14 protein-coding genes are annotated in these 19,012 nt (G+C 66.1%); 4 read left to right on the plus strand and 10 right to left on the minus strand.

From position 1 onward, the window contains the following. Positions 1 to 32 precede the first annotated feature (32 nt). From eccE to E0T84_RS31875, 5 genes are all read right to left on the minus strand, one after another. The gene (gene eccE, locus E0T84_RS19765) at positions 33 to 1,430 is read right to left on the minus strand and encodes a type VII secretion protein EccE (RefSeq protein ID WP_138745271.1); all 1,398 of its coding nucleotides are present in this window, start codon (positions 1,428 to 1,430) and stop codon (positions 33 to 35) included. Further along, positions 1,427 to 2,776 carry a type VII secretion-associated serine protease mycosin gene (mycP, locus tag E0T84_RS19770; protein ID WP_075909127.1) on the minus strand — a complete coding sequence of 450 codons (1,350 nt, stop codon included), beginning with the start codon at positions 2,774 to 2,776 and terminating at the stop codon, positions 1,427 to 1,429. Before mycP ends, eccE begins: the two co-directional genes overlap by 4 nt. A gap of 768 nt (positions 2,777 to 3,544) precedes the next feature. Continuing rightward, positions 3,545 to 4,111, minus strand: coding sequence for a hypothetical protein (locus tag E0T84_RS19775; protein ID WP_138745272.1), 567 nt, complete (start codon positions 4,109 to 4,111; stop codon positions 3,545 to 3,547). Between the two features lie 46 nt (positions 4,112 to 4,157). Then, positions 4,158 to 4,478, minus strand: a complete 321-nt coding sequence (locus E0T84_RS19780) for an ESX-1 secretion-associated protein (protein ID WP_171055095.1) — start codon at positions 4,476 to 4,478, stop codon at positions 4,158 to 4,160. Beyond that, positions 4,471 to 5,337 (minus strand): EspA/EspE family type VII secretion system effector, encoded by an 867-nt coding sequence (locus E0T84_RS31875; RefSeq protein ID WP_171055096.1) that lies wholly within the window; start codon positions 5,335 to 5,337, stop codon positions 4,471 to 4,473. The genes E0T84_RS19780 and E0T84_RS31875 overlap by 8 nt, the downstream gene beginning before the upstream one ends. Before the next feature lie 124 nt (positions 5,338 to 5,461). Between E0T84_RS31875 and E0T84_RS19785 the strand changes: the two genes are divergently transcribed. Together E0T84_RS19785 and E0T84_RS19790 are read left to right on the plus strand one after the other, a co-directional pair. Continuing rightward, positions 5,462 to 5,875 carry a hypothetical protein gene (locus tag E0T84_RS19785; protein WP_138745274.1) on the plus strand — a complete coding sequence of 138 codons (414 nt, stop codon included), beginning with the start codon at positions 5,462 to 5,464 and terminating at the stop codon, positions 5,873 to 5,875. Beyond that, positions 5,872 to 6,336 (plus strand): hypothetical protein, encoded by a 465-nt coding sequence (locus E0T84_RS19790; protein ID WP_138745275.1) that lies wholly within the window; start codon positions 5,872 to 5,874, stop codon positions 6,334 to 6,336. Before E0T84_RS19785 ends, E0T84_RS19790 begins: the two co-directional genes overlap by 4 nt. 53 nt (positions 6,337 to 6,389) lie before the next feature. Here E0T84_RS19790 and E0T84_RS19795 read toward each other — a convergent pair whose 3' ends face one another. The 4 genes from E0T84_RS19795 to E0T84_RS19810 are packed head-to-tail and all read right to left on the minus strand — an operon-like array spanning position 6,390 to position 10,441. Continuing rightward, positions 6,390 to 6,647 carry an HPr family phosphocarrier protein gene (locus E0T84_RS19795; protein WP_138745276.1) on the minus strand — a complete coding sequence of 86 codons (258 nt, stop codon included), beginning with the start codon at positions 6,645 to 6,647 and terminating at the stop codon, positions 6,390 to 6,392. A gap of 49 nt (positions 6,648 to 6,696) precedes the next feature. After that, a complete protein-coding gene (locus E0T84_RS19800; protein ID WP_138745277.1) occupies positions 6,697 to 8,712 on the minus strand; it encodes a fructose-specific PTS transporter subunit EIIC in 2,016 nt (671 codons plus the stop codon). Further along, the gene (locus E0T84_RS19805) at positions 8,709 to 9,677 is read right to left on the minus strand and encodes a 1-phosphofructokinase family hexose kinase (RefSeq protein ID WP_138745278.1); all 969 of its coding nucleotides are present in this window, start codon (positions 9,675 to 9,677) and stop codon (positions 8,709 to 8,711) included. The genes E0T84_RS19800 and E0T84_RS19805 overlap by 4 nt, the downstream gene beginning before the upstream one ends. After that, positions 9,674 to 10,441: a DeoR/GlpR family DNA-binding transcription regulator gene (locus tag E0T84_RS19810; protein ID WP_138745279.1), complete on the minus strand. Its 768-nt coding sequence runs from the start codon at positions 10,439 to 10,441 to the stop codon at positions 9,674 to 9,676. The genes E0T84_RS19805 and E0T84_RS19810 overlap by 4 nt, the downstream gene beginning before the upstream one ends. Positions 10,442 to 10,543: 102 nt before the next feature. Between E0T84_RS19810 and ptsP the strand changes: the two genes are divergently transcribed. Further along, complete coding sequence (gene ptsP / locus E0T84_RS19815) at positions 10,544 to 12,253, plus strand: phosphoenolpyruvate--protein phosphotransferase (RefSeq protein ID WP_171055097.1); 1,710 nt, start codon at positions 10,544 to 10,546, stop codon at positions 12,251 to 12,253. 80 nt (positions 12,254 to 12,333) lie between these two features. After that, the gene (locus tag E0T84_RS19820) at positions 12,334 to 13,308 is read left to right on the plus strand and encodes a pirin family protein (protein ID WP_075909122.1); all 975 of its coding nucleotides are present in this window, start codon (positions 12,334 to 12,336) and stop codon (positions 13,306 to 13,308) included. On the opposite strand, the gene E0T84_RS19825 is transcribed toward E0T84_RS19820, so the two are convergent. Continuing rightward, positions 13,300 to 19,005, minus strand: coding sequence for a CHAT domain-containing protein (locus tag E0T84_RS19825; RefSeq protein ID WP_138745280.1), 5,706 nt, complete (start codon positions 19,003 to 19,005; stop codon positions 13,300 to 13,302). The genes E0T84_RS19820 and E0T84_RS19825 overlap by 9 nt on opposite strands. Positions 19,006 to 19,012 lie beyond the last annotated feature (7 nt).

Here is a 19,012-nt window from a genome sequence, read left to right on the forward strand (position 1 = left end):
CTTCTGGGACCCCTCTCCCAGGAAGCTTGATGTCACTGCTCGAGCGCCATCTGGTAGCGGCTCTCTTCACGCGGGTTGATCAACGTGATCGGCAGCTGGCGGTGCCGTGGTGTGTCAATAAAGTTGGGCCGCAGGATCACTCGGCCCACCCCCTGATGCGGGCCCAGGTAGGTGGTGGCGTTCGGCCAGGCGACGCGCGGCACCCGCCCGACGCGGCCGTTGATCATCGTCGCAAACTCGCGGAACTGGGGACTGAGGGTCACCACCGCGCCGGAAGCCGCCGAGCGGATGACGAACTGGGTGAACAGCCGGGCGTCGCCGAGGTTGATGCTGACGTCGACGTTGTCGAACGGCATGTACACCGGGTAGCGGTCGGACGTCTCACCGACCAGCACCCCGGCCGAGCCGATCGGCAGGTCATAGTGCTTGTCGGTGACGGGCGTGAGGCCCTGAAGGGCCGCCCGTTGTCCGCCGTAGAGGCAGGAAAACCCGCGCGGCGTAGTCGGATTCGACAGCGTCGTCAGCAATACAGTCGAGGTCGGCGCCGCACCGGGACGGATCCGTACGCACGTGGTGGTGTGATCGGCCCGGGCCGACCACCAGACATCGGGGCCACCGGGTGCGTTATATGCCGCGGTGAAAGTACTACGGCCCTTGATCACCGACCAGGTTTCCTTCTCGAAGCTGATCTCGGTGGCCTTGTCGTAATCATCGAAGCTACGTGAGCACCGGGCGTCGATTCCATTACTGGCCAACTGATCCGCGATGCGGGTCGCCGACGCGACGAGATACCGGGCCAATCCGGATACCCCGCTGTCGCGGCGCTGGGCCGAACGCCGGGTCTTCTCCGGGTCGGCGCGCAGCACGATCCAGGTGCGCCGGTTCGCCGGCGCCGGGTACGGGCCCACCACCTGTTCGTAGAGCGCCACCAGGCTCGACGGTGCGGTCTTGCCGACGCGGTAGCCGGCCGACACCACGTCGGCTTCCAGATCGGGGCAGTGCGCCCAGAGCAACTTCTCGACCAGCTTGGTGCTGACGGTGTCATCAGAGACGGCGTTGCCGTTGACGATCACGGTCGGGGTGAAAGGCCTTGGCAACAGCTCGATCACCGCGACCAGGTAATCACCTTGCCAGCGCACGGCGACGTGATCTCCCGGCATGACCGTGGCTCCGACCGCAGGCTCCGACGCCACGTCGGGAGTGCTGCGATGGCGCCGCCGCCAGGAAAAGACCGCCCGGACCCAGCCGGTGAGCCGGTAGCCACGAATGGTGAGCACCGAGAAGATCGCGATCAACACCGACAGCGTGATGCCCAGCCACAGCAGGTGGAAGTGCAGGCACACCGCAACGCACGCCGGTATCAGTGTGGCCGCCCAGATCGCGTGCCCCGTGGTGAATTTGAAGCCGAAATTCCGGCGCAGGAAGTTCACTGGCGCCGTCGCAATGCGCGTCGGGTCATCGCAGCGATCCCGAGAATCAGGGCCAGTGCTACTCCGGCCACCACGACACCGGTGATCGGCCCACGGTCTGGCGGCGGGATGTACACCGGCGGCGGTACTTCCTTGACCCGGAACGGCGCCTTGGCCGGACCCTCGGGAACCTCCCACGTCAGTGCGGCTACCGGATCGACCACGCCGGCACCGACATAGTTGTCGACGCCGCCGCCGGGATGGCGTGCGGTGGCGGTGATCCGGTTGATGATCTGGGCCGGGGTCAGGTCCGGGTAGCGCTGCTTCACCAGTGCGGCCAGGCCGGAGACGAAGGCCGCCGAGAAGGACGTGCCGTTGAGCGGCACCGGGCCGTCCTCACCCGGGGTGGCGTTGACCGGCTGGCCCTCGTAACCCAGCGCGGTGAGGTTCTCGCCGGGTGCTGCCGCGCCCAGCCACGGACCCGACATCGAGAAGTTGCTGGGCTGACCGTTCTGGCCGACGCTGCCGACGGTGAGCACCAGCGGGTCGTACCAGGCCGGGCTCACGATCGTCTGCACACCCTTCCAGCCGCGGGCATCGGCCGGAACCGACGGATCCGGTGGCGGATTCTGGCTGCAGTCCTGGCCGGTGTTGCCGGCGGCGACAACGATCACCGCGCCCTTGACGTTCACCGCATAGTTGATGGCTGCACCCAAGCTGGTTTCGTCGATCCGACGGGTGACCTTGTAGCAGGCCGCCTCGCTGATGTTGATCACCTGCGCGCCGAGGTTGGCCGCGTGCACCACCGACCGGGCCAGGCTGCGGATCGAGCCCGCGGTCTGGGTGGTGTTCGGGTCGTTGGGATCCTGGCGCGAACCCTTGGGCTGAAACGCGACCGACGTCTGACGCAGCGAAATCAGTCGTGCATCCGGGGCCACACCGATGAATCCGTCGGTGGGGGACGGGCGGCCGGCGATGATCGATGCGGTCAGGGTCCCGTGGGCGTCACAGTCGGACATCCCGTTGCCCGCGGCGTCGACGAAGTCGCCACCAGGCTCGGCCGGTACCCGGGGGGAACCGTTGACCCCGGTGTCGATCACCGCGACAGTTACCCCGGCGCCGGTTGCGAACTTCTGCGCCTCGGCCAGCTTCAGATAGTCGGCCGCCCACGGTTTGTCGGCGAAGTTCGAATTCGGCATGACCGTCGGCGTCGCGCAGATCTTGCGCTGCTCGGTCGGCTGGTCGGGGCCGGTTTCATCAGGTGGAACGGCTGCGGCGTCGATCGCTGGCGGATCGATCGCGAACGCCGGTGGCGCACTGAATAGGGCCAACAAAACTGCCAGCAGCATCACGGCTAAGCGCTGCACGCCTCACACTCCCCCAATGACGTCGGACATGTCTGCAGTGTGCTGGTGCACTTTCAGCAAACAATATCCGGCCTGTTTAGAAACGCATCGTCTCACGTCAAGCCGTCCGGCTATTTGCACGCAGGCAATCATAAGGGTGCCCAGGTGGGGCTGATAACGCTTTGTGCCCGCGGTGAGTGTTGCACGTGGCAACGCTAGGGGTCGGAGAAGGAGGTTCGGGGACTTACTTGAGGCCTGCCGCGCTAGGCCTCCTGGGCGCTGTGCCCTGGTGTGGGGCTGTACCGGGGCGCTCAGGGCGACCGGCCGGCTCATCAGGGTTTACAGAGTGAGCTAGAGCCCGGCGGTCATGTAGTGCCGACCCATCCGTAGAAGGCTTGACAGCCCCAACCGGAATATGGCCATCGAACTACTCCGGGGATTCACGCACACCGCCGTCAAACGGTATCTGCAATTGCACAACCGGAGTACCTGAACGAGCGGTCTACGGTCGGTTCACCTTGACAGGCAAGCTCGCTGACGACGCACTGATCTAGGGACTGCCGGCGTATGAGAAGAACTCCGGCACGCCACGGCGTCAAACTGGACTCTAGGCGACCGTGGAAGCCTTCTCTCCGACGGGAATGCCTGTCAGCCAAAGCTTTACGCGTATATGGGTCGATTCACCGACGACTACAACAGTGATCGGCAGACTGCAGACGAACTACATCACTCTGCTGATCCCTTCGACACCCTTCAGCGGCCGTCGAAGGGACGGTAGCGTCCCGACGCTCAGCCTGCCTGACTGGAGTGCCGCGCGATGAGCGCAAGTTCAGCTTCCCCCGCTTGCTCCGGGGTAGCGTACGGCAGATTCGTCGCGACGAAGTCCTGAGCATCTCGGAAGTCCATGCCCTGCGCAACAAGCATGTTCACTACGCCGACGTGCATTACCGCTGTCGCACGTTTGGCGGCTACTCCAGCCACAAACCGGACTTCGTCGGCCAGCTGGGCCTCGGTCAGCATGGTCACCTTTGGATCGAGGTCCACCTGAGCGACCGAGCCGTTGAGATAGGCGGTGACAACGACGGTGCCGGGTGGGTTGATGGCCTGGACCGCGGGAATCCGCTCTTGGTCGTCGGGCACGGCTGCGCCGTCGATGGCGCCAAGGCCGCCCTCGTCAAACTCCCCGGCTTCGTCGTCGGCGTAGTCGTGGACTGCGTCGTGATCGCCACGGGTTGCGACATAGTCCGGTAGCGCATCGAGTCCGGATGAATCGTCATCGAACGAGGATGCGCCGAAGTCCAGCGCGTCGAGGCCGTCGATGGCGTCGTCCCAGTCGTCCGAATCGTGTGGGGTCATGTGTCAGTAATAACGCATCGCAGTCGACCGCTCGAGAGCCGGTTGGTCACCGGGGATGCATCTGGCTACCGAGCATGCCTGCGCCCTGAGCATCTGTCCGGTCGTACTGCGATGCAGCGCTATCCAGCTTCTCCGCCAGGCCGTATGACATGGATGCCATTGCCGCGCAAGCAGCCTCGCGCGCGGTGTTGGCGAAACCTAGGGCGGCGATACTGTCCGAACAGATCACACCGTGGTTGACGAGCATCGAAGCCCCGACACCGTCGGTGATCGTCGCTCCCACCTTGATGTAGCCCGCAGCCTGGCGCTGGCGCCCAGACAGTTGCCTTACATATGGCGCGGTAACGCCGAGGATGCCTTCAGACATCGATGGACCCCTCTCCTGTACCTGTCGACGTGCCATTGGACGGGCTCCATGGCGCTGAGGTCGTATTTCCGTCTGGTGGTGATATGAAGGATGGCGGCGCTCCGGTGGGCTTTGCACCTGCCGCGATCTCATGGTAAGCGTTTGCTGCTCGCATGAACTGCTGCGTATTGCTCGCTGATTGCTGGCGCATTCGTGCGACCGTCCCCATCGCGATCGGCATTGCTCCAGCAACAACCCCCAGCTCGAACGCCATCTGTTGCGCTGGCCCCGCCGGTGGGCACTTTCCGATGACGATCGCGATCGGGATGCAGATGGTCATGGAGGTCGCAACAACGTCCAGCATGTCGCGCGTGGCTTCAACCTGCTTCGCCTGATTCTCCACGATTTCCTTGACGTCCGCGTCGATCTTGCTCACAGCTTCCGCACGGTCCTGCTGCTTCTCATTCTGGCCGGTGTAGGACTCTGATCCGGTCCCGTGCCACAATTCGGTGGGCGTTGCGCTCCTCAATGTGTCCGAGACCGTATTGAAGTGATCTGCACCGTCGCTAAAGCGGTCGCCGGTCTCTGGATCGCCGAATCCGCACGTCAACTGCATCGTGTTGACGGCTATCAGGGCCGCGCCGATGATCGGCGTCCCGAAACCTTCAATCCGCTTTGCCGGCGACGCGTACGAGCCAAAGTTCGTCACAGGCTTTCCGAGCTTGGCTGCGGCGAACTCGCCCGCCATCTGCAGACCACCAAGCGCGTCCGCCCCGAGGCCTATCCGGGAAAGCGGCTTATCAAGGCTGGTTGCGTGTTCTGCGGTGCCCTTGACAGCAAAGCCAACCTCAATGATGTCAACAGCTTGGTCCAGACCCACCGGGCCCTCCTTCAGTGATGTGGGGCTAGCCTAACAACGTCTGACTGGCTGTCTGAGCGCCAAATATCGGCGACTACCAGCGGCGTTGGCTTCGGATTCATCGCGGCTGCCTTAAAATGCGCCCATGATCAGTGTGTCGGTGCCTATGGCCGTACTCGCCGCACGTAGTTGGCCGGACACACCTGAGGAATATCTGTCATCCGCGATCGCAGTGCTTTGCCTGATTGGTTTCGGCGCCCTGGCCATGTTCTGCGTCTTTCGATTCATGGCCGCGTGGCGGAAATCCTATGCGTCTCGATTGGCCAGGGAATCCGAACAGTTTCGAACTCGTTGGCCGGCGGACCGGCTTAGGAACGCGCCGTATCCGGAGTTGGCGGCGGAGGCCCAACGCTGTTGGCAGTTGGCTCTCCTCATCGAGGAACGGGCCGGCTCCGGCGACCGCGGTAATGCAGCCCTCGCGCGAGCTATCGCAATGCGCGGGCAGGCGAGTTCGTTGGCCGATGCGTTGAACTACGCCGCGGGTAGCGGACAACGATGACCGCTGTTCGTGTCCTTGCTGCTACGCAGAATTCCGCCTTGGACTTGGTGCGCAGTACCGCATCGGTAGCCCCGGCGATCCTCATCATCGCCTGTGTGGCAATAGCTTTCTGTGTATTCATGTGCTCGATCGATTACTGGAGCAGCAAGGGGACCAATCGGGACATGGCCCTGTTGATGACGCAATCGTCGATGTTCTGGGCGCGTTGGCCGCACGATCGGATCTGGTCCGCACCATATGGGGAATTGGCGGCGGAGGCGGACCGGTGCGAGGTCGTCGTCGATTACGTCAAGAGGCAAAAGGAGCCACCGGGAAAGCGGATCGACGAGGCCCGCACCGCGTTCAACAAGCACCTTGACCGCGAAATCGCCACCTACGAAGGCATGCTCGCCGCTGTGCGCAACGCGATGAACCACGCGGTCTCGCAGGGACGGGGCCCGCAGCAGCCTTACAGAGGGTGAATTCCGTTGTAGATCAAAAGGAACACGATCGCTGCTGACGCTCACACCCCCAACTACGCGTCCAAATCCTGTTCCACCAGACCCGCCACGGTCGCCAGCACATCGGCGTCGTCGGATTCCACGGTCACTTGGGCGCCGTTGCCGGCACCGAGGGTCATGATCATCAGGGCCGAGCCGGCGTCGACGGGCTCGCCGCCATCCATGGACAGGGTGACTGGCACGCCGGCGTTGACCACCGCTTCGGCGATGATCGCGGCGGGGCGGGCGTGCAGGCCGATGGCCGAACCGACGGTGATTGTCTTGCTGGGCATGTTCTCTCCTTGGGGTTGTGACTAGGTGGTTGTGACTAAGTGGTTGTAACTAGGTGGTGGCCAGTGCCGCGGTGTCCGGTGTGGTGACGGTTGGTTTGATGAATTGTTTGGCCATGATGACGGCCAGGGCGGCCACGATGGTGCCGGCGGCGAGGGCGGTCAGGAACCACAGCAGGTTGCCGATCGCGAAGAACACGAAGATGCCGCCGTGCGGTGCTTTCAGCGTGACGTCGAATGCCATGATCATGCCGCCGGTGACGGCGCCGCCGAACATCATCGACGGGATCACCCGCAGTGGATCCGCGGCGGCGAATGGGATGGCGCCTTCGGAGATGAACGATGCGCCGAGAAGCCAGGCTGCACGACCGTTTTCGCGCTCGGGCTCGGTGAACAGCCCCGGACGCAGCGTCGATGCCAGTGCCATCGCCAGCGGCGGCACCATCCCGGCGGCCATCACCGCTGCCATGATGCGCAAGGTGGCGGGATCGGCGACGTTGAGGCCCGCGGTGGCAAATGCGTAGGCCGCCTTGTTGACCGGGCCGCCCAGGTCGAAGCACATCATCAACCCGAGGATCACGCCGAGCACCACGACGGAGGTTCCGGTCATTCCACCGAGCCAGTTGGTCAGGCCGGTGGTCAGTGCGGCCAGAGGACGCCCGAGCAGCAGGAACATCAACAGGCCTACGATCAGCGAGGCGCCGAGCGGGATCACCACCACGGGCATCAATCCCCGGAACCACTGCGGCACTTTGAAAGAACTGATCCACTGTGCGGCGAACCCGGCGATCAGACCTCCGACGATGCCGCCGATGAACCCTCCGCCGACGAAGACGGCCACGGCTCCGGCGGTGAAACCGGGTGCGATACCGGGCCGGTCGGCGATCGCGAAGGAGATGTAGCCGGCCAGCGCGGGTACCAGGAACATGAAGGCCAGCCCGCCGAGCGTGAACAGCACCGCCCCGAGGTACTGCGTCAGACCACCGGGCGGCAGGTCGGCCAGGGTGTTGGTGACGGCGATGTGGTGGCCCAGCGAATTCATTCCGTAGGCCAACGGGCTCGGTTGGCCCTCAGGGGTATTGCCGATGTCATACCCGGCGAACAGGAAGCCCAGCGCGATCAGCAGGCCGCCGGCGGCGACGAACGGGATCATGTAGCTCACGCCCGTCAGCAGGATCTGCCGAACCCGCGTGCCCCAGCCCACGTCCCCGGACGCGGCAGGAGCCTCCTCGCCGGCAGAGCCGGCCACCCGTGGGGCATCGGGATTGCCCGCGGCACCGACCGCTTCGGAGATCATGGTGTCGGGTTCGTTGATGGCGCGTTTGACGCCGGAGGCGACGACGGGCTTGCCTGCGAAGCGTTGCTTGTCCTTGACCCCGACGTCGGTGGCGAAGATGACGGCGTCGGCTACGGCGATGGTGGCCGCCGACAGCGGGGTGCTGCCCGACGAACCTTGGGTTTCGACCGCCAAATCCACGCCGGCGGTCTCGGCGGCCTGCTTGAGTGCGTCGGCCGCCATGTAGGTGTGGGCAATGCCGGTGGGGCAGGCTGTGATCGCGACGATCGACACCGCTTTGGCCGGCTCAGGCTCGGGAACAGAGGCAGCGGCAGGCGTGGGGTTAACCACGCCGTCGACGAGCGTCACCACCTCGGAAACGTTCCCGGCGTCTCGCAGCGACGCGACGAAGTCCTTGCGGACCAGTGCCCGGGCCAGGCTGGAGAGCAGCTTCATGTGTTCGGCCCCACCGGATTCCGGTGCTGCGATCAGGAACACCAGATCGGCTGGCCCGTCGGGGGCGCCGAAGTCGACCTTCGGTGACAGCCGGGCGAATCCGATGGTGGGGGTGTCGACATAGGGCGAGCGGCAGTGCGGAATCGCGATGCCGCCGGGCAGTCCGGTGGCGGACTGACCCTCGCGGGCCATGGCGGCTCCCACCAGGCCGGCGCTGTCGCTGGTGCGGCCGGCCTCGGCAAGTGCGTCGACCAGGCGTGTGATGACGGCTTCCTTGTCACCGCCCGCGTCGACGTCGAGCAGGACCAGATCGGGGGTGATGATCGGTTGAGTCATAGCGACACCTTCAGTGGGTGGACATGGACAGCCTCAAGGTCGAGTTGGGCTGGGCTGGGCAGGGCCGATCCGGGGAGGGCCGCGGCGGCGCTGCCGTATGCGACCGCCATCTGCAGTCGTCGCGGGGCGTCGGCACCGGTGACCGCGGCACGCAGGTAGCCGGCCAACGATGCGTCGCCGGCACCGACGGTGCTTCGGGGCCCGATCGGTGGCGGCGTCGCCAGCCAGGCCCCGGTGCCCTCGACCAGTACCGCGCCGGCAGCGCCCAGCGTGGCCAGCACTGCACCGACGCCCCGCCCGACAAGCCGCCCTGCAGCGGTCACCACTGGCGACGGGTCACCTTGGGAAGCAGCGGATTCCAGTTCAACAGCTGATACACCGGCCAGGTCGGCGAGCTCTTCTGCGTTGGGCTTGATCAGGTCGGGCGCGGCGACCTCGAACGCGTCGGCCAGCGCCGCCAGCGGCGCTTCGGAGGTATCGACGGCAACCTGGCAGTCCAGTGGTGTCAGCAGCGAGACCACCTGGGCGTACCAGTCCACCGGCAGGCCGGGCGGCAGCGATCCGGACAGCACCACCCAGGACGCGTCCTGTGCCTTGGCCAGCACGCAGCGGGTCAGCGCTTCCAATGCGTCGCCGTCGACAACAGCGCCACGCTCGTTGAGTTTCGTTGTGGTGCCGTCGGATTCGGTGATGGCGAAATTGGTGCGGACGGGTTCGGTGATGGCAACACAGGTGAACGGCACATCAAGCGCCCGTAGCGCGCCGACAAGAGGATCGCCGTCGGCGGCCGGCAACACCGCTTGGGTGGCGACCCCGGCCAGGGTCAGTGCTCGGGCGACGTTGATGCCTTTGCCGCCGGGTTCGACAGTGACGGCATCGACGCGCTGCACCGCTCCGCGGATCAGCGGCGATCCCAGGGTGACGGTGCGGTCGAGGCTGGGGTTGGGGGTGACGGTGACGATCATGCGATCACCACCTCGACGCCGTGCTCGGTGAGCAGAGTGCGGTCGGCATCGGAGATCTCGCTGTCGGTGATCAGGGTGTCCACGCTGTCGATCGGGGCGAAGCTGACGAAATCCTCTTCACCGACTTTTGATGAGTCTGCGACCACCACGACGTAATTCGCGGCCTGAACCATGGCGCGCTTCACCGCGGCTTCCTCGGTGTCCGGCGTCGACAGTCCGTGCCGCACGCTGATGGCGTTGGTGCCGATGAACGCGATGTCCACCCGCAGGGTGTCCAGTACGCGCAGCGCCTGCTCGCCGACGGCGGCTTGGGTGAGGCCGCGGACCCGTCCGCCGAGCAACTGCAGGGTGACGGTGGGCATCGTGGCGAGGTGGCCGGCGATGGGCACGGAGTTGGTCACGATGGTGAGCTCGCGATCCGTCGGCAATTGTGCGGCGACGCGGGCGGTGGTGGTGCCGGCGTCGAGCAGCACGCTGGCGCCGGTGAGGGGGAAGAAGTCGACGGCGGCCGCGGCGATGGCGTCTTTCTGCACGGCGCGGGTGGTGTCGCGCTCCCCGACGCCGGCCTCCACGAGGTGTAGTGCCCGGGCGGGGACGGCGCCGCCGTGTACGCGGCGCACCACACCGGCCTTGTCGAGGACGGCCAGATCCCGGCGGACGGTCTCGGTGGTCACGTCGTACGCCTGCGCCAGTTCGGCGACGGAGGCGCGACCCCTGCTCATGACCAGCGCGGCGATGGCCTGCTGGCGCTCCTCGGCGTACATGAGCCTCCGTTTATGTGGGTTCGAGCCAATTAGAATGTTGATATATGTTGTTTTACGCCTGGCTGTGTTGACTTGTCAACGTATTTCTGTAATCTGTCTCACATGGGCACTACATCGTCGGTCGGATCACTGTCCGTGCTGCACGGGGTCCCGGTGGTTCCGGGTGTGCAATACGCACCGGTGATCCGGGTCAACAGGCTTCCGGAGGTCCGGGTTCCTGCCGGTGACATCGATGAGGCGGACCGCCCGGCCGAGGCGGCGCGATTCGCCGCTGCGGCGACGGAGGTCGCCACCCGGCTGCGGGGCCGGGCGGAGCACGCCACGGGCGCGGCCTCAGAAGTCCTGGCCGCCACCGCGACACTGGCCCAGGACCGGGCCTGGATCGGCGCCGCCGAGAAGCGGATCGGCGCCGGCACGCCCGCTGTCCGCGCCGTAACCGAGGCCGTCGACCAGTTCGCGGAGCTGTTTACGCAGCTCGGCGGGTTGATGGCCGAGCGTGTCACCGATCTGCGGGATATCCGCGACCGTGTTATCGCCGAGCTGTCTGGACTGCCGGAACCCGGTGTGCCACTGCCGGATATCCCGTCGATCCTGTGTGCCGAAGATCTGGCGCCGGCTGATACCGCCGGTTTGGATCCACAGCTGGTGGTCGGATTGGCCACCACATTGGGCGGCCCGACCAGTCACACTGCGATCATCGCCCGCCAGCTCGGGATTCCGTGCGTGGTGGCGATCAGTGGGCTCGACGCCGTTGCCGCCGGTGCCATGGTCTTGCTCGACGGAACCGCGGGAACGGTGACCACCGATCCGGATCCGACCGTCGCCGCCGAGGCTGTTGCCGCCGCACAGCGTGATGCGCTGGCGGTTCGGCAGTGGACCGGTCCTGGCGCGACGGCAGACGGTCACACCGTCGCGATCCTGGCGAATGTGCAGGATGGCGCGGCCGCGAGGACTGCACGCGAAACTCCGGCCGAGGGTGTCGGGTTGTTCCGTACGGAACTGTGTTTCCTCAACCGGGATACTGAGCCGACGGTCGAGGAACAGGCCACGATCTACGGCGAGGTGCTGGCGGCGTTCGCCGGGGCCGCCGCGGACGTGGGGAGCAAGACAGCCAAAGTGGTGGTTCGCACCCTCGACGCCGGCTCGGACAAGCCGCTGAAGTTCGCCGGCCACCCCGAGGAGGCGAACCCGGCACTCGGTGTGCGCGGTATCCGGATCGCGGAGGGCAACCCCGGCCTGCTGGATCGCCAGCTCGCGGCGGTGGCCGCGGCGGCCAAGACCACCGGAACTCGACCGTGGGTGATGGCGCCCATGATCGCCACTGCAGCCGAGGCTAAAAGCTTTGCCGCCAAGGCACGTTCGCACGGACTCACCCCCGGGGTGATGATCGAGGTGCCCGCGGCCGCCCTGATGGCCGACAAGATTCTGGAACACGTCGACTTTCTGTCGATCGGTACCAACGACCTCGCGCAGTACACGATGGCCGCCGATCGGATGTCGGCCGACTTGGCGGCACTCACCGATCCCTGGCAGCCCGCGGTGCTGGCACTGGTGGGATTGGCGGCGCGGGCCGGAGCGGCGGTGGGTAAGCCGGTCGGCGTGTGCGGCGAGGCCGCGGCCGACCCGCTGTTGGCCGCGGTGTTGGTGGGCTTGGGAGTGACGTCGTTGTCGATGGCGCCGGCGGCGATCGCCGCGGTGGGCGCGCGGATCGCGCAGGTGACGCTGCAGCAATGCAGCACCGCGGCCGGGGCGGTCCTGGACACGGCGTCGGCGGCCGAGGCCCGTGCGGCCGCGCTGGCAGCTCTGGCCTGACCGCCGCGTACCCGCCAAGGAATAATCGGACCGCAGTCCGGTTATAGCTGTCATCAGGCTACACACATTGGAGGTAGGAGATGCCAGCCATCACTGCAGACACCTTGACCCTGCCCCGCATCGGGGCAGCTCAGGCGTCGGAAACCGAGCGCCCGGTCCGCTCCGTCACGACCGGACCGCGCGGGTACGAGGGCGAGGGATTCCCCGTCGTGCGCGCATTCGCCGGAGTCAGCGCCGCAGACCTCGACCCGTTCGTCCACATGGATCAGATGGGGGAGGTCGAGTACCAGCCCGGAGAGCCACGTGGCACCGATTGGCACCCGCACCGCGGGTTCGAAACCGTCACCTACATGATCGACGGTCGCTTCGCCCACCAGGATTCCCACGGTGGCGGCGGTTTGATCACCGACGGAGCCACCCAGTGGATGACGGCAGGATCGGGCATCCTGCACATCGAGACCCCACCGGCCGAGCTCGTCGAGAGCGGCGGCACCTTCCACGGCATCCAGCTGTGGGTGAACCTGCCCAAGAAGGACAAGTTCGCGACGCCGCGCTACCAGGCCATCGAGGGTCCCGACGCCAAACTGCTGTCCTCACCGGACGGCGGAGCTCTCGTCCGGATCATCGCCGGTGAGATCGACGGTGCGCAGGGCCCGGGAAGCACGCACACCCCGATCACCATGGCGCACGCCACGATCGAACCGGGCGCGCAGCTCAACCTGCCGTGGAACCGCGACTTCAACGCACTCGTGTACGTACTGAGCGGACGCGGCAGCGTCGGCCCGGTAGCCCACCCGATCCATCAGGGCCAGCTCGCAGTGCTGGGCCCGGGCGATCGGATCACCGTGTCGGCCGAGGGAACTCAGGATTCGAACCGGCCGGCGATGGAGGTTCTGCTGCTGGGCGGCAAGCCGATTCGGGAACCGGTCTTCCACTACGGCCCCTTCGTGATGAACTCGAAATCCGAGCTCATCCAGGCGCTGGAGGACTACCAGGCGGGCAAGTTCGGCCAGATCCCGCCGAATGCGCTGATGCCGCACCGGCCCCTAACCTGACATCCCTTCGCCGCCCGGTCGGCGCCTGGGCGGCTTCGGCCGCCCGGCAGCCGGCTTCGGGGCCGACCCGTTGCGGATCGCGGAGGCAGCGGGCTCGACTCCCTGGCCATTGGGTTGGTCGCCGGAGATTCTGCGGCACAGCTCAGCCAGGTGGGCCACCGTCATCCGGCTACTGGCCCGGTTGGGCTGAATCTTCATCAAGAGCCTGCCGGTGACCTCGAGGTGAGTGCAGACCGAATCGAGGTTGCCCAGGGTAGGTACGGCGAGCAGGACAACTTCCTGGAAGTGGGCCAGCAAGTGGGCAAGCGCCTGTTCTCCCGCTTGGCCGTTCTGCCCGAGCCGACCCGACCTGAGCGCGCGCACCAACGCCGCGTCCGCGATCGAGACCGCTGTATAGAACCGGCGGTCGGTCGAGAACTGCTCGTGCGCAGTGGTCACGCAACGGTCGATCAGCGCGTCGGCGTCGGGTACCTGTTTTTCGAGGATGGTGGCCAGGGTCAGCCAGTTCAGTACCGCATAGGGATCGAGGCGTTGACGCTGCAGCGTGAGCAGATGTGCCTGACGGTAGTGTTCGCACGCGCGAGCCAGCATCTTCTTCGCTGTCCTGCCGGTCGATTCGCCCGCAGCGCGACGCTTGTAGGCACCACCGAGCAGGTTGTACCGCTCGGCGGTCTCAGACACCGCGAGGAGGCGCTCGAGGCGCTCGATGGCCGACGCGTACAGCTGCTGGGCAGAGTCGGGTTCGGTGGCGGCGACGTCATTGGCCATACGTGTCTCGAAGTTGGCGAGCTGCTCAACGGCACGCATCGTCGTCGTGGAGGTTTCACCCTCTCCGGCCAGGGCCGCGATCAGGTATCGGCGCGCATCCTCGAACCGCCTCAGATTGCCGTACGCGTAGCCGATCGCCATCTGAACGTCGGTCTGCTCAAGCCAGTCGGCGGGGCATTCGTGCACCAGGGCGTTGAGCTGCTCGACGAGTGGTGCGCGTGAAACCAGAGTTGTGGAGCCGGTTTCGGGCTTGCGGCCGACGTGGTTTACCGCATCGATGAACTCGGCGATATCGACGCGTCCTGGGGACGCCGAGGGCGTCCCGCCGGCAGTGGGATCGAGCCGGTAATCGGGATCGCCGTACGCCTGGTACGCACCCCAGGTGTTGCTTTCGCGGAACAGTTCGTAGGTGTGACAACGCGCGGTTCTGAGCGCGAAGCCGAAAGCTTCGCCGCCGAGCATGCATTCGTAGAACTTCTGGGCGAATTCTTTGGCGGCGACATCGTCGACGGCCCAGCCGGCAGCGACCACCGCACGTACGCCCATCTCGATCAGCTCGCGGGAAACGCTGGCGGCCAGCCGGTTGAACTCGACGGCAGACGGGCGCGAGGGCGCCTCCGGCCCGGTCTGACCGATGTGGCAGCAGTTCAGGAAGACCAGCTCGGGTACCTGCTGCATCTGGCCGACTTCGACGGCGGTGAGGAAGACGCCGTTGTCGAGCACCATCCCGCTGCGGGCCTTGCCGTCCGCGGTAGCCGGCGGTTCGTAGTGGCCGTGGCCGGCCAGATGCACGATGCGGTAGGGCTTCTGGTACAGCCCGGCGAGCACTTCGAGTGCAGTCGGCCTCGTCGCGGGCTTCTCGACGTCGAAGCGTCCGCGCAGTAGATCGTACACCGTGCCGGCTTCGGCCATCGCGCCCGGTAATTGTCTGAACGGCGCGCTGACCAGCGGATCGCCGACCACATACGCCGAGGTACCGGCGCGTGCTCCGATCTGTGGACGGTACTTCGTGGTCTGCAACTGCCGCACCAGGGCCTTGTCGATGCACAACGCTTCTTCGCCGGCACTCATCAGTTCCCATGGGTAGGTGGCACTTTCGGCATCGAGGACCAGCACCAGGTTGTCGACCTGGGCGAGTCCCGACTTGAGCTCGTTGGGGACCGTGAGTTCGAACAGCACCCGCGATTCATCTGAGCGGAAACTGGTCTGGGAGATCGAGCTCTTGATCAGCCGGTCCACCAGTTCGGGTTGCCGTTGCTGGCTGGTCGCTTCGGCGCGGGCGCGGTCCGACAAGGTGAGGAATCTGATCTCGCGGTGGGCCTCGGCTTGCTCGGCGGGCCCGCTGATCGCCAGTTCGGCCAGCGCGGCAAGGAGTTCCGAGTCGGCGTTGTCCGACTCGAGCACCGCGCGCTTGAGGCGGTCGGCGAGCGGTTTGGGCAGGCATGCGGGCTGGGTTTTGCGGGGCGGCTCGACAACGCTGACCTCCCACCTACGCCACGCGTGCTGGCGGCCGGCCGAGGCCGTCAGTCGCCGGCGTCCCTCACGGCCGTGCCGCAGCAGTTGCGTCGCCTCGATCTCGGTGCGCAGCTCCTTACCGATCAGCGGAGCCAAGCGATTGACCGCATGCGCGGCCTCGATCGCCGTGTCGGCATAGAGCTCGACGATCTCGACTTCCTGGATGGTCAGCGCATTGCTGTTGCCTTCGGCGAGTTCGCGATTGGCCTGACCGATCGCGCGCAGAATGGCCCCGACGGAATCTCCGACCGCGATGTTCGCGGTCGAGTTGCCACCCACCAGCAGTACCGACAGCCCGATCTTCTCCGTTGCCCGGTCCGCGTCGGTGGGCCCGCCCAGACCGTCGCGTCGTTCGAGCACGTACTGGAGTGCGGCGCGGCGAAGCAGGTCGCTCAGTTGGCCGGCGCTGAGCTCGCCCCATTTGCCCAGGCCGACGACGATCGCACCGGTCGGTAGGGCCAGCGCCTTCTGTACTGCCGTGGGTTTGCGGAGGACGACCGCCACGGATCCGAACTCACCCGGGTAGAGCCCGAGTGCATAACGTTCGGTCAGCGCGCCCCGCAGCAGTCCGTCCAACTGGGCCTCGGCGCCGATGATGGTGTCGCCCTCGTAATGGCCCACCACGATGGGATAGCGCGCGTAGCGCAGATCGTCGTGGACCACCGACACCCGGAAGCTGGGCTGCGTGCCCTCCTGATACGGCTTGCGCGCGGCTTTCCCGAGGAGGTCGGCCGCCAGCGACGTCTCGGTGGGATAGAGCACCGGTTCGGGCAGCGCCCGGTAGTCGTGCGCGCCTCCGCGTGCCGAGCTGAGTGGGCTGTCCGAGAGTCGTGTGGTGGCACCGGAATCGAGCAGATCCTGTAGTGCGGGGAAGCTCGGCTCGTGAGACGCCAGATCGCCGTGCACGGCGTCCATGTACCAGGTCCGGATGCCGGGCAGCCGGCCCGAGACGTACGTGACCCGCCCGTCGCCTTCGGTCGTGCAGTCCAGTACGACGCGACCGTCGATGATGTCGACGCCCTTGACGGTGCGTGGCGAGGTTCCCGCCACGTAGTGCACCCGCTCCGGATGGGGTAGGCCGGACAGATGGTCCTTGATGGTGTCGTGTGTGGCTCGTGCGGCAGCCAGCAGGGCCTCGCCCGGGACCGCCGACCCGCGGCGCTCGTTGCGGTAGTCCCGCCACCGGGAAACCGTGAAGTAGCGCTCGTCGTCGGGCAGCAGCTCCAGTACGCCGGGGAACTTCCCGATGATGTCGACGATCTCCGCCGTGTCATGGGTGAGATCGAGCATCGCGAGTTTCTGTACGGTTGCCGCGCTGCCGAGCAACGACTCGACGATGTCGTGCGAGCCGCGGTTCGGCGTGCCGAGCATCAGCAGTCGCCCGCCGTCGCGTTCGCAGATGCGCTCCCACAGGTCGGGGGCCTGCGCGATCATCGAGCGCACCACCAGCCCGCCCATGCTGTGAGCGATGATCCGTACCGGCTGCTGAGTTCGTCGCAAGGCGTTCTCGACCTCGACGATCAGCAGACGCGCCGCCTCGGTCACCGACCGGCGCCAGTCGTAGGCGAATGGGATGACTTCGTGAGAGTTCTGCAGGAACTCGCACAGCTTGCGGTAGCCGTCGCCGACCAGGGCGACGGGACGCACGTTGGCCGCCGTGACGTCGGCGAGATCGCCGAGTCCGCCGCGCAGCAAGGCGAGGTAGCGCATCCAGACCGAGCGTTCGCCGATATTGAGGTGCGAGCCCATGATCCCCGGCAGCACAAAGACAATCGGCTGGTCCGCGTTGGCGCGGGTCTGCAGTGAACGCAGCATCGGCACCGGCTCCAGATCGTCGGCGACGATGTCCCGGAAGACCTGCGGAGGCTTGTCGGCGGGCGCCGCCAGCCACTCGACGAGCGCACCACGCGTGCTCGGATTGCTGAAATAGTTGAAGTGGCTGACGTCGGCGCCCTGGTCGAATATGTAGCGGGCGGCTGTCCGGCGGGCACCGTGGAACATGGCGTCGGTGTTGACCACAAGATCGTTGTCCCGGCCTTCATAGATGACGTGGTCGCTGGCGAACACCCCGATCTTCTTGAGCCAGTTGCCGGGCTGGATGTCACCGGCGATGACGCCCATCGCGCCGAGCGCGGGTTCGCTCAGATTGTTGAGCAGCGCGACAAGGGGCGACTGCGGCATCATCGCTTCGAGCCCGGGCACCAGCGACGGCAGGGTCCGGTTCTTGACGATCTCGAGTGCGGTCCGCTTGATCACCTCGTAGAGCGGAGTCCCGCCGACACCGGGAATGAACCCGATCAGGTTGGTCAGCACCGACAGGAAGACGTCGATGTTCTCTCCGGCCAGCAGGGTGCCGCGGGACGGCGATGCGCAGCGCACGAACCGTTCCACCCGAAGCTGTTTGTGCGCAATGAGTTCCGCGAGCCGGCCGAGTTGCCTGCGGTCGTGCAGATCGGCCACGTCCAGGTCGGGATTGCCGCGCTTGAAGTTCGCGACGAGCTCGGTGTTGATCGAGGTCAGCGTGACGAGGTCGCCGACCAGTCCGCCGCGGGAATGCGAGACGATGCTGACCCGGGCGTTGCGGGGTAGCGCGGTGAGCAACTCGATGGCGTTGTCGATCGGGCTCTCGCTCAAAGTCCGGTGCTCGAAGGCGTAGATGTTCTTGCCGAAGAGCCGCTGTAGTTCCTGCCACTGGGGTTGCGCCTCGTTGGTGAGGAAGGCGCCGAAGCTGCCGCGGGTGGAAGATGCGGTGCCGTGGATGAAGACCAGCAACGGCGTGTCGACGTCGGTGTCCTTGAAATCGACGGGCGCGGGCGCCGGTGTCCCCACCTCGCGGGTGGCGTCCTCCCACGTGTACAGGCCCGGGCCGGGTCTGAGATTGTTCTCGATCATCCGGATCAATGCTTTGGTGGCGAACCAGGCGGGGACCTTCGCCAGCAGGTTGATGCCGAGGTCCTTGGCTTCGTCGAGGAGGCCGGTCGGCCACTGCGTGGGGTCGGTGAGCTTGTCGGTGATGGCGTCGGGCTTCAATCGCAGCACCCGTACCCGAGTGGTGAGCCATTCTTTGACCCCTCGCTCCGAGGCTCGCGGGAGCGTGTCGACGCTGACTGCGTCACCCACCATCGCTTCGGGTTTGAGCAGGGGTGCTTCCTCGTAATATCTCTTGGCCGAGATCCAGGTGGTGAATCCGCCTTCGATCTCGATCTCGAGGACGGCGTCGTCGTCGACCGAGATGCCTTGGGGTTTCGGGTTTTGCTCGCGGGCCGGCGGAGAGAGGTTGAAGGAGCGGGCCACCTCGATCACGTCGAGCAGGCCGGTGTCGGAAGCTTTGGTTTGGGCACCGGGCGTGGCTGCGCGTACCGAAGGGCTGTGGGCCTCGTCCTCGAGACCGGAAATCCAGAGCTTGACGGCCATTGGTCTG

It is taken from the genome of Mycobacterium sp. DBP42 (assembly GCF_005924235.1).
Lineage (GTDB): Bacteria > Actinomycetota > Actinomycetes > Mycobacteriales > Mycobacteriaceae > Mycobacterium > Mycobacterium syngnathidarum.

What these genes read in the sequence shown, in the direction of transcription:
- E0T84_RS19775 (WP_138745272.1), bottom strand. Translation starts at nt 4,111, where the DNA reads ATGACCCCACACGATTCGGACGACTGGGACGACGCCATCGACGGCCTC.
- E0T84_RS19780 (WP_171055095.1), bottom strand. Translation starts at nt 4,478, where the DNA reads ATGTCTGAAGGCATCCTCGGCGTTACCGCGCCATATGTAAGGCAACTG.
- E0T84_RS19785 (WP_138745274.1), top strand. Translation starts at nt 5,462, where the DNA reads ATGATCAGTGTGTCGGTGCCTATGGCCGTACTCGCCGCACGTAGTTGG.
- E0T84_RS19790 (WP_138745275.1), top strand. Translation starts at nt 5,872, where the DNA reads ATGACCGCTGTTCGTGTCCTTGCTGCTACGCAGAATTCCGCCTTGGAC.
- E0T84_RS19795 (WP_138745276.1), bottom strand. Translation starts at nt 6,647, where the DNA reads ATGCCCAGCAAGACAATCACCGTCGGTTCGGCCATCGGCCTGCACGCC.
- E0T84_RS19800 (WP_138745277.1), bottom strand. Translation starts at nt 8,712, where the DNA reads ATGACTCAACCGATCATCACCCCCGATCTGGTCCTGCTCGACGTCGAC.
- E0T84_RS19805 (WP_138745278.1), bottom strand. Translation starts at nt 9,677, where the DNA reads ATGATCGTCACCGTCACCCCCAACCCCAGCCTCGACCGCACCGTCACC.
- E0T84_RS19810 (WP_138745279.1), bottom strand. Translation starts at nt 10,441, where the DNA reads ATGTACGCCGAGGAGCGCCAGCAGGCCATCGCCGCGCTGGTCATGAGC.
- ptsP (WP_171055097.1), top strand. Translation starts at nt 10,544, where the DNA reads ATGGGCACTACATCGTCGGTCGGATCACTGTCCGTGCTGCACGGGGTC.
- E0T84_RS19820 (WP_075909122.1), top strand. Translation starts at nt 12,334, where the DNA reads ATGCCAGCCATCACTGCAGACACCTTGACCCTGCCCCGCATCGGGGCA.
- E0T84_RS19825 (WP_138745280.1), bottom strand. Translation starts at nt 19,005, where the DNA reads ATGGCCGTCAAGCTCTGGATTTCCGGTCTCGAGGACGAGGCCCACAGC.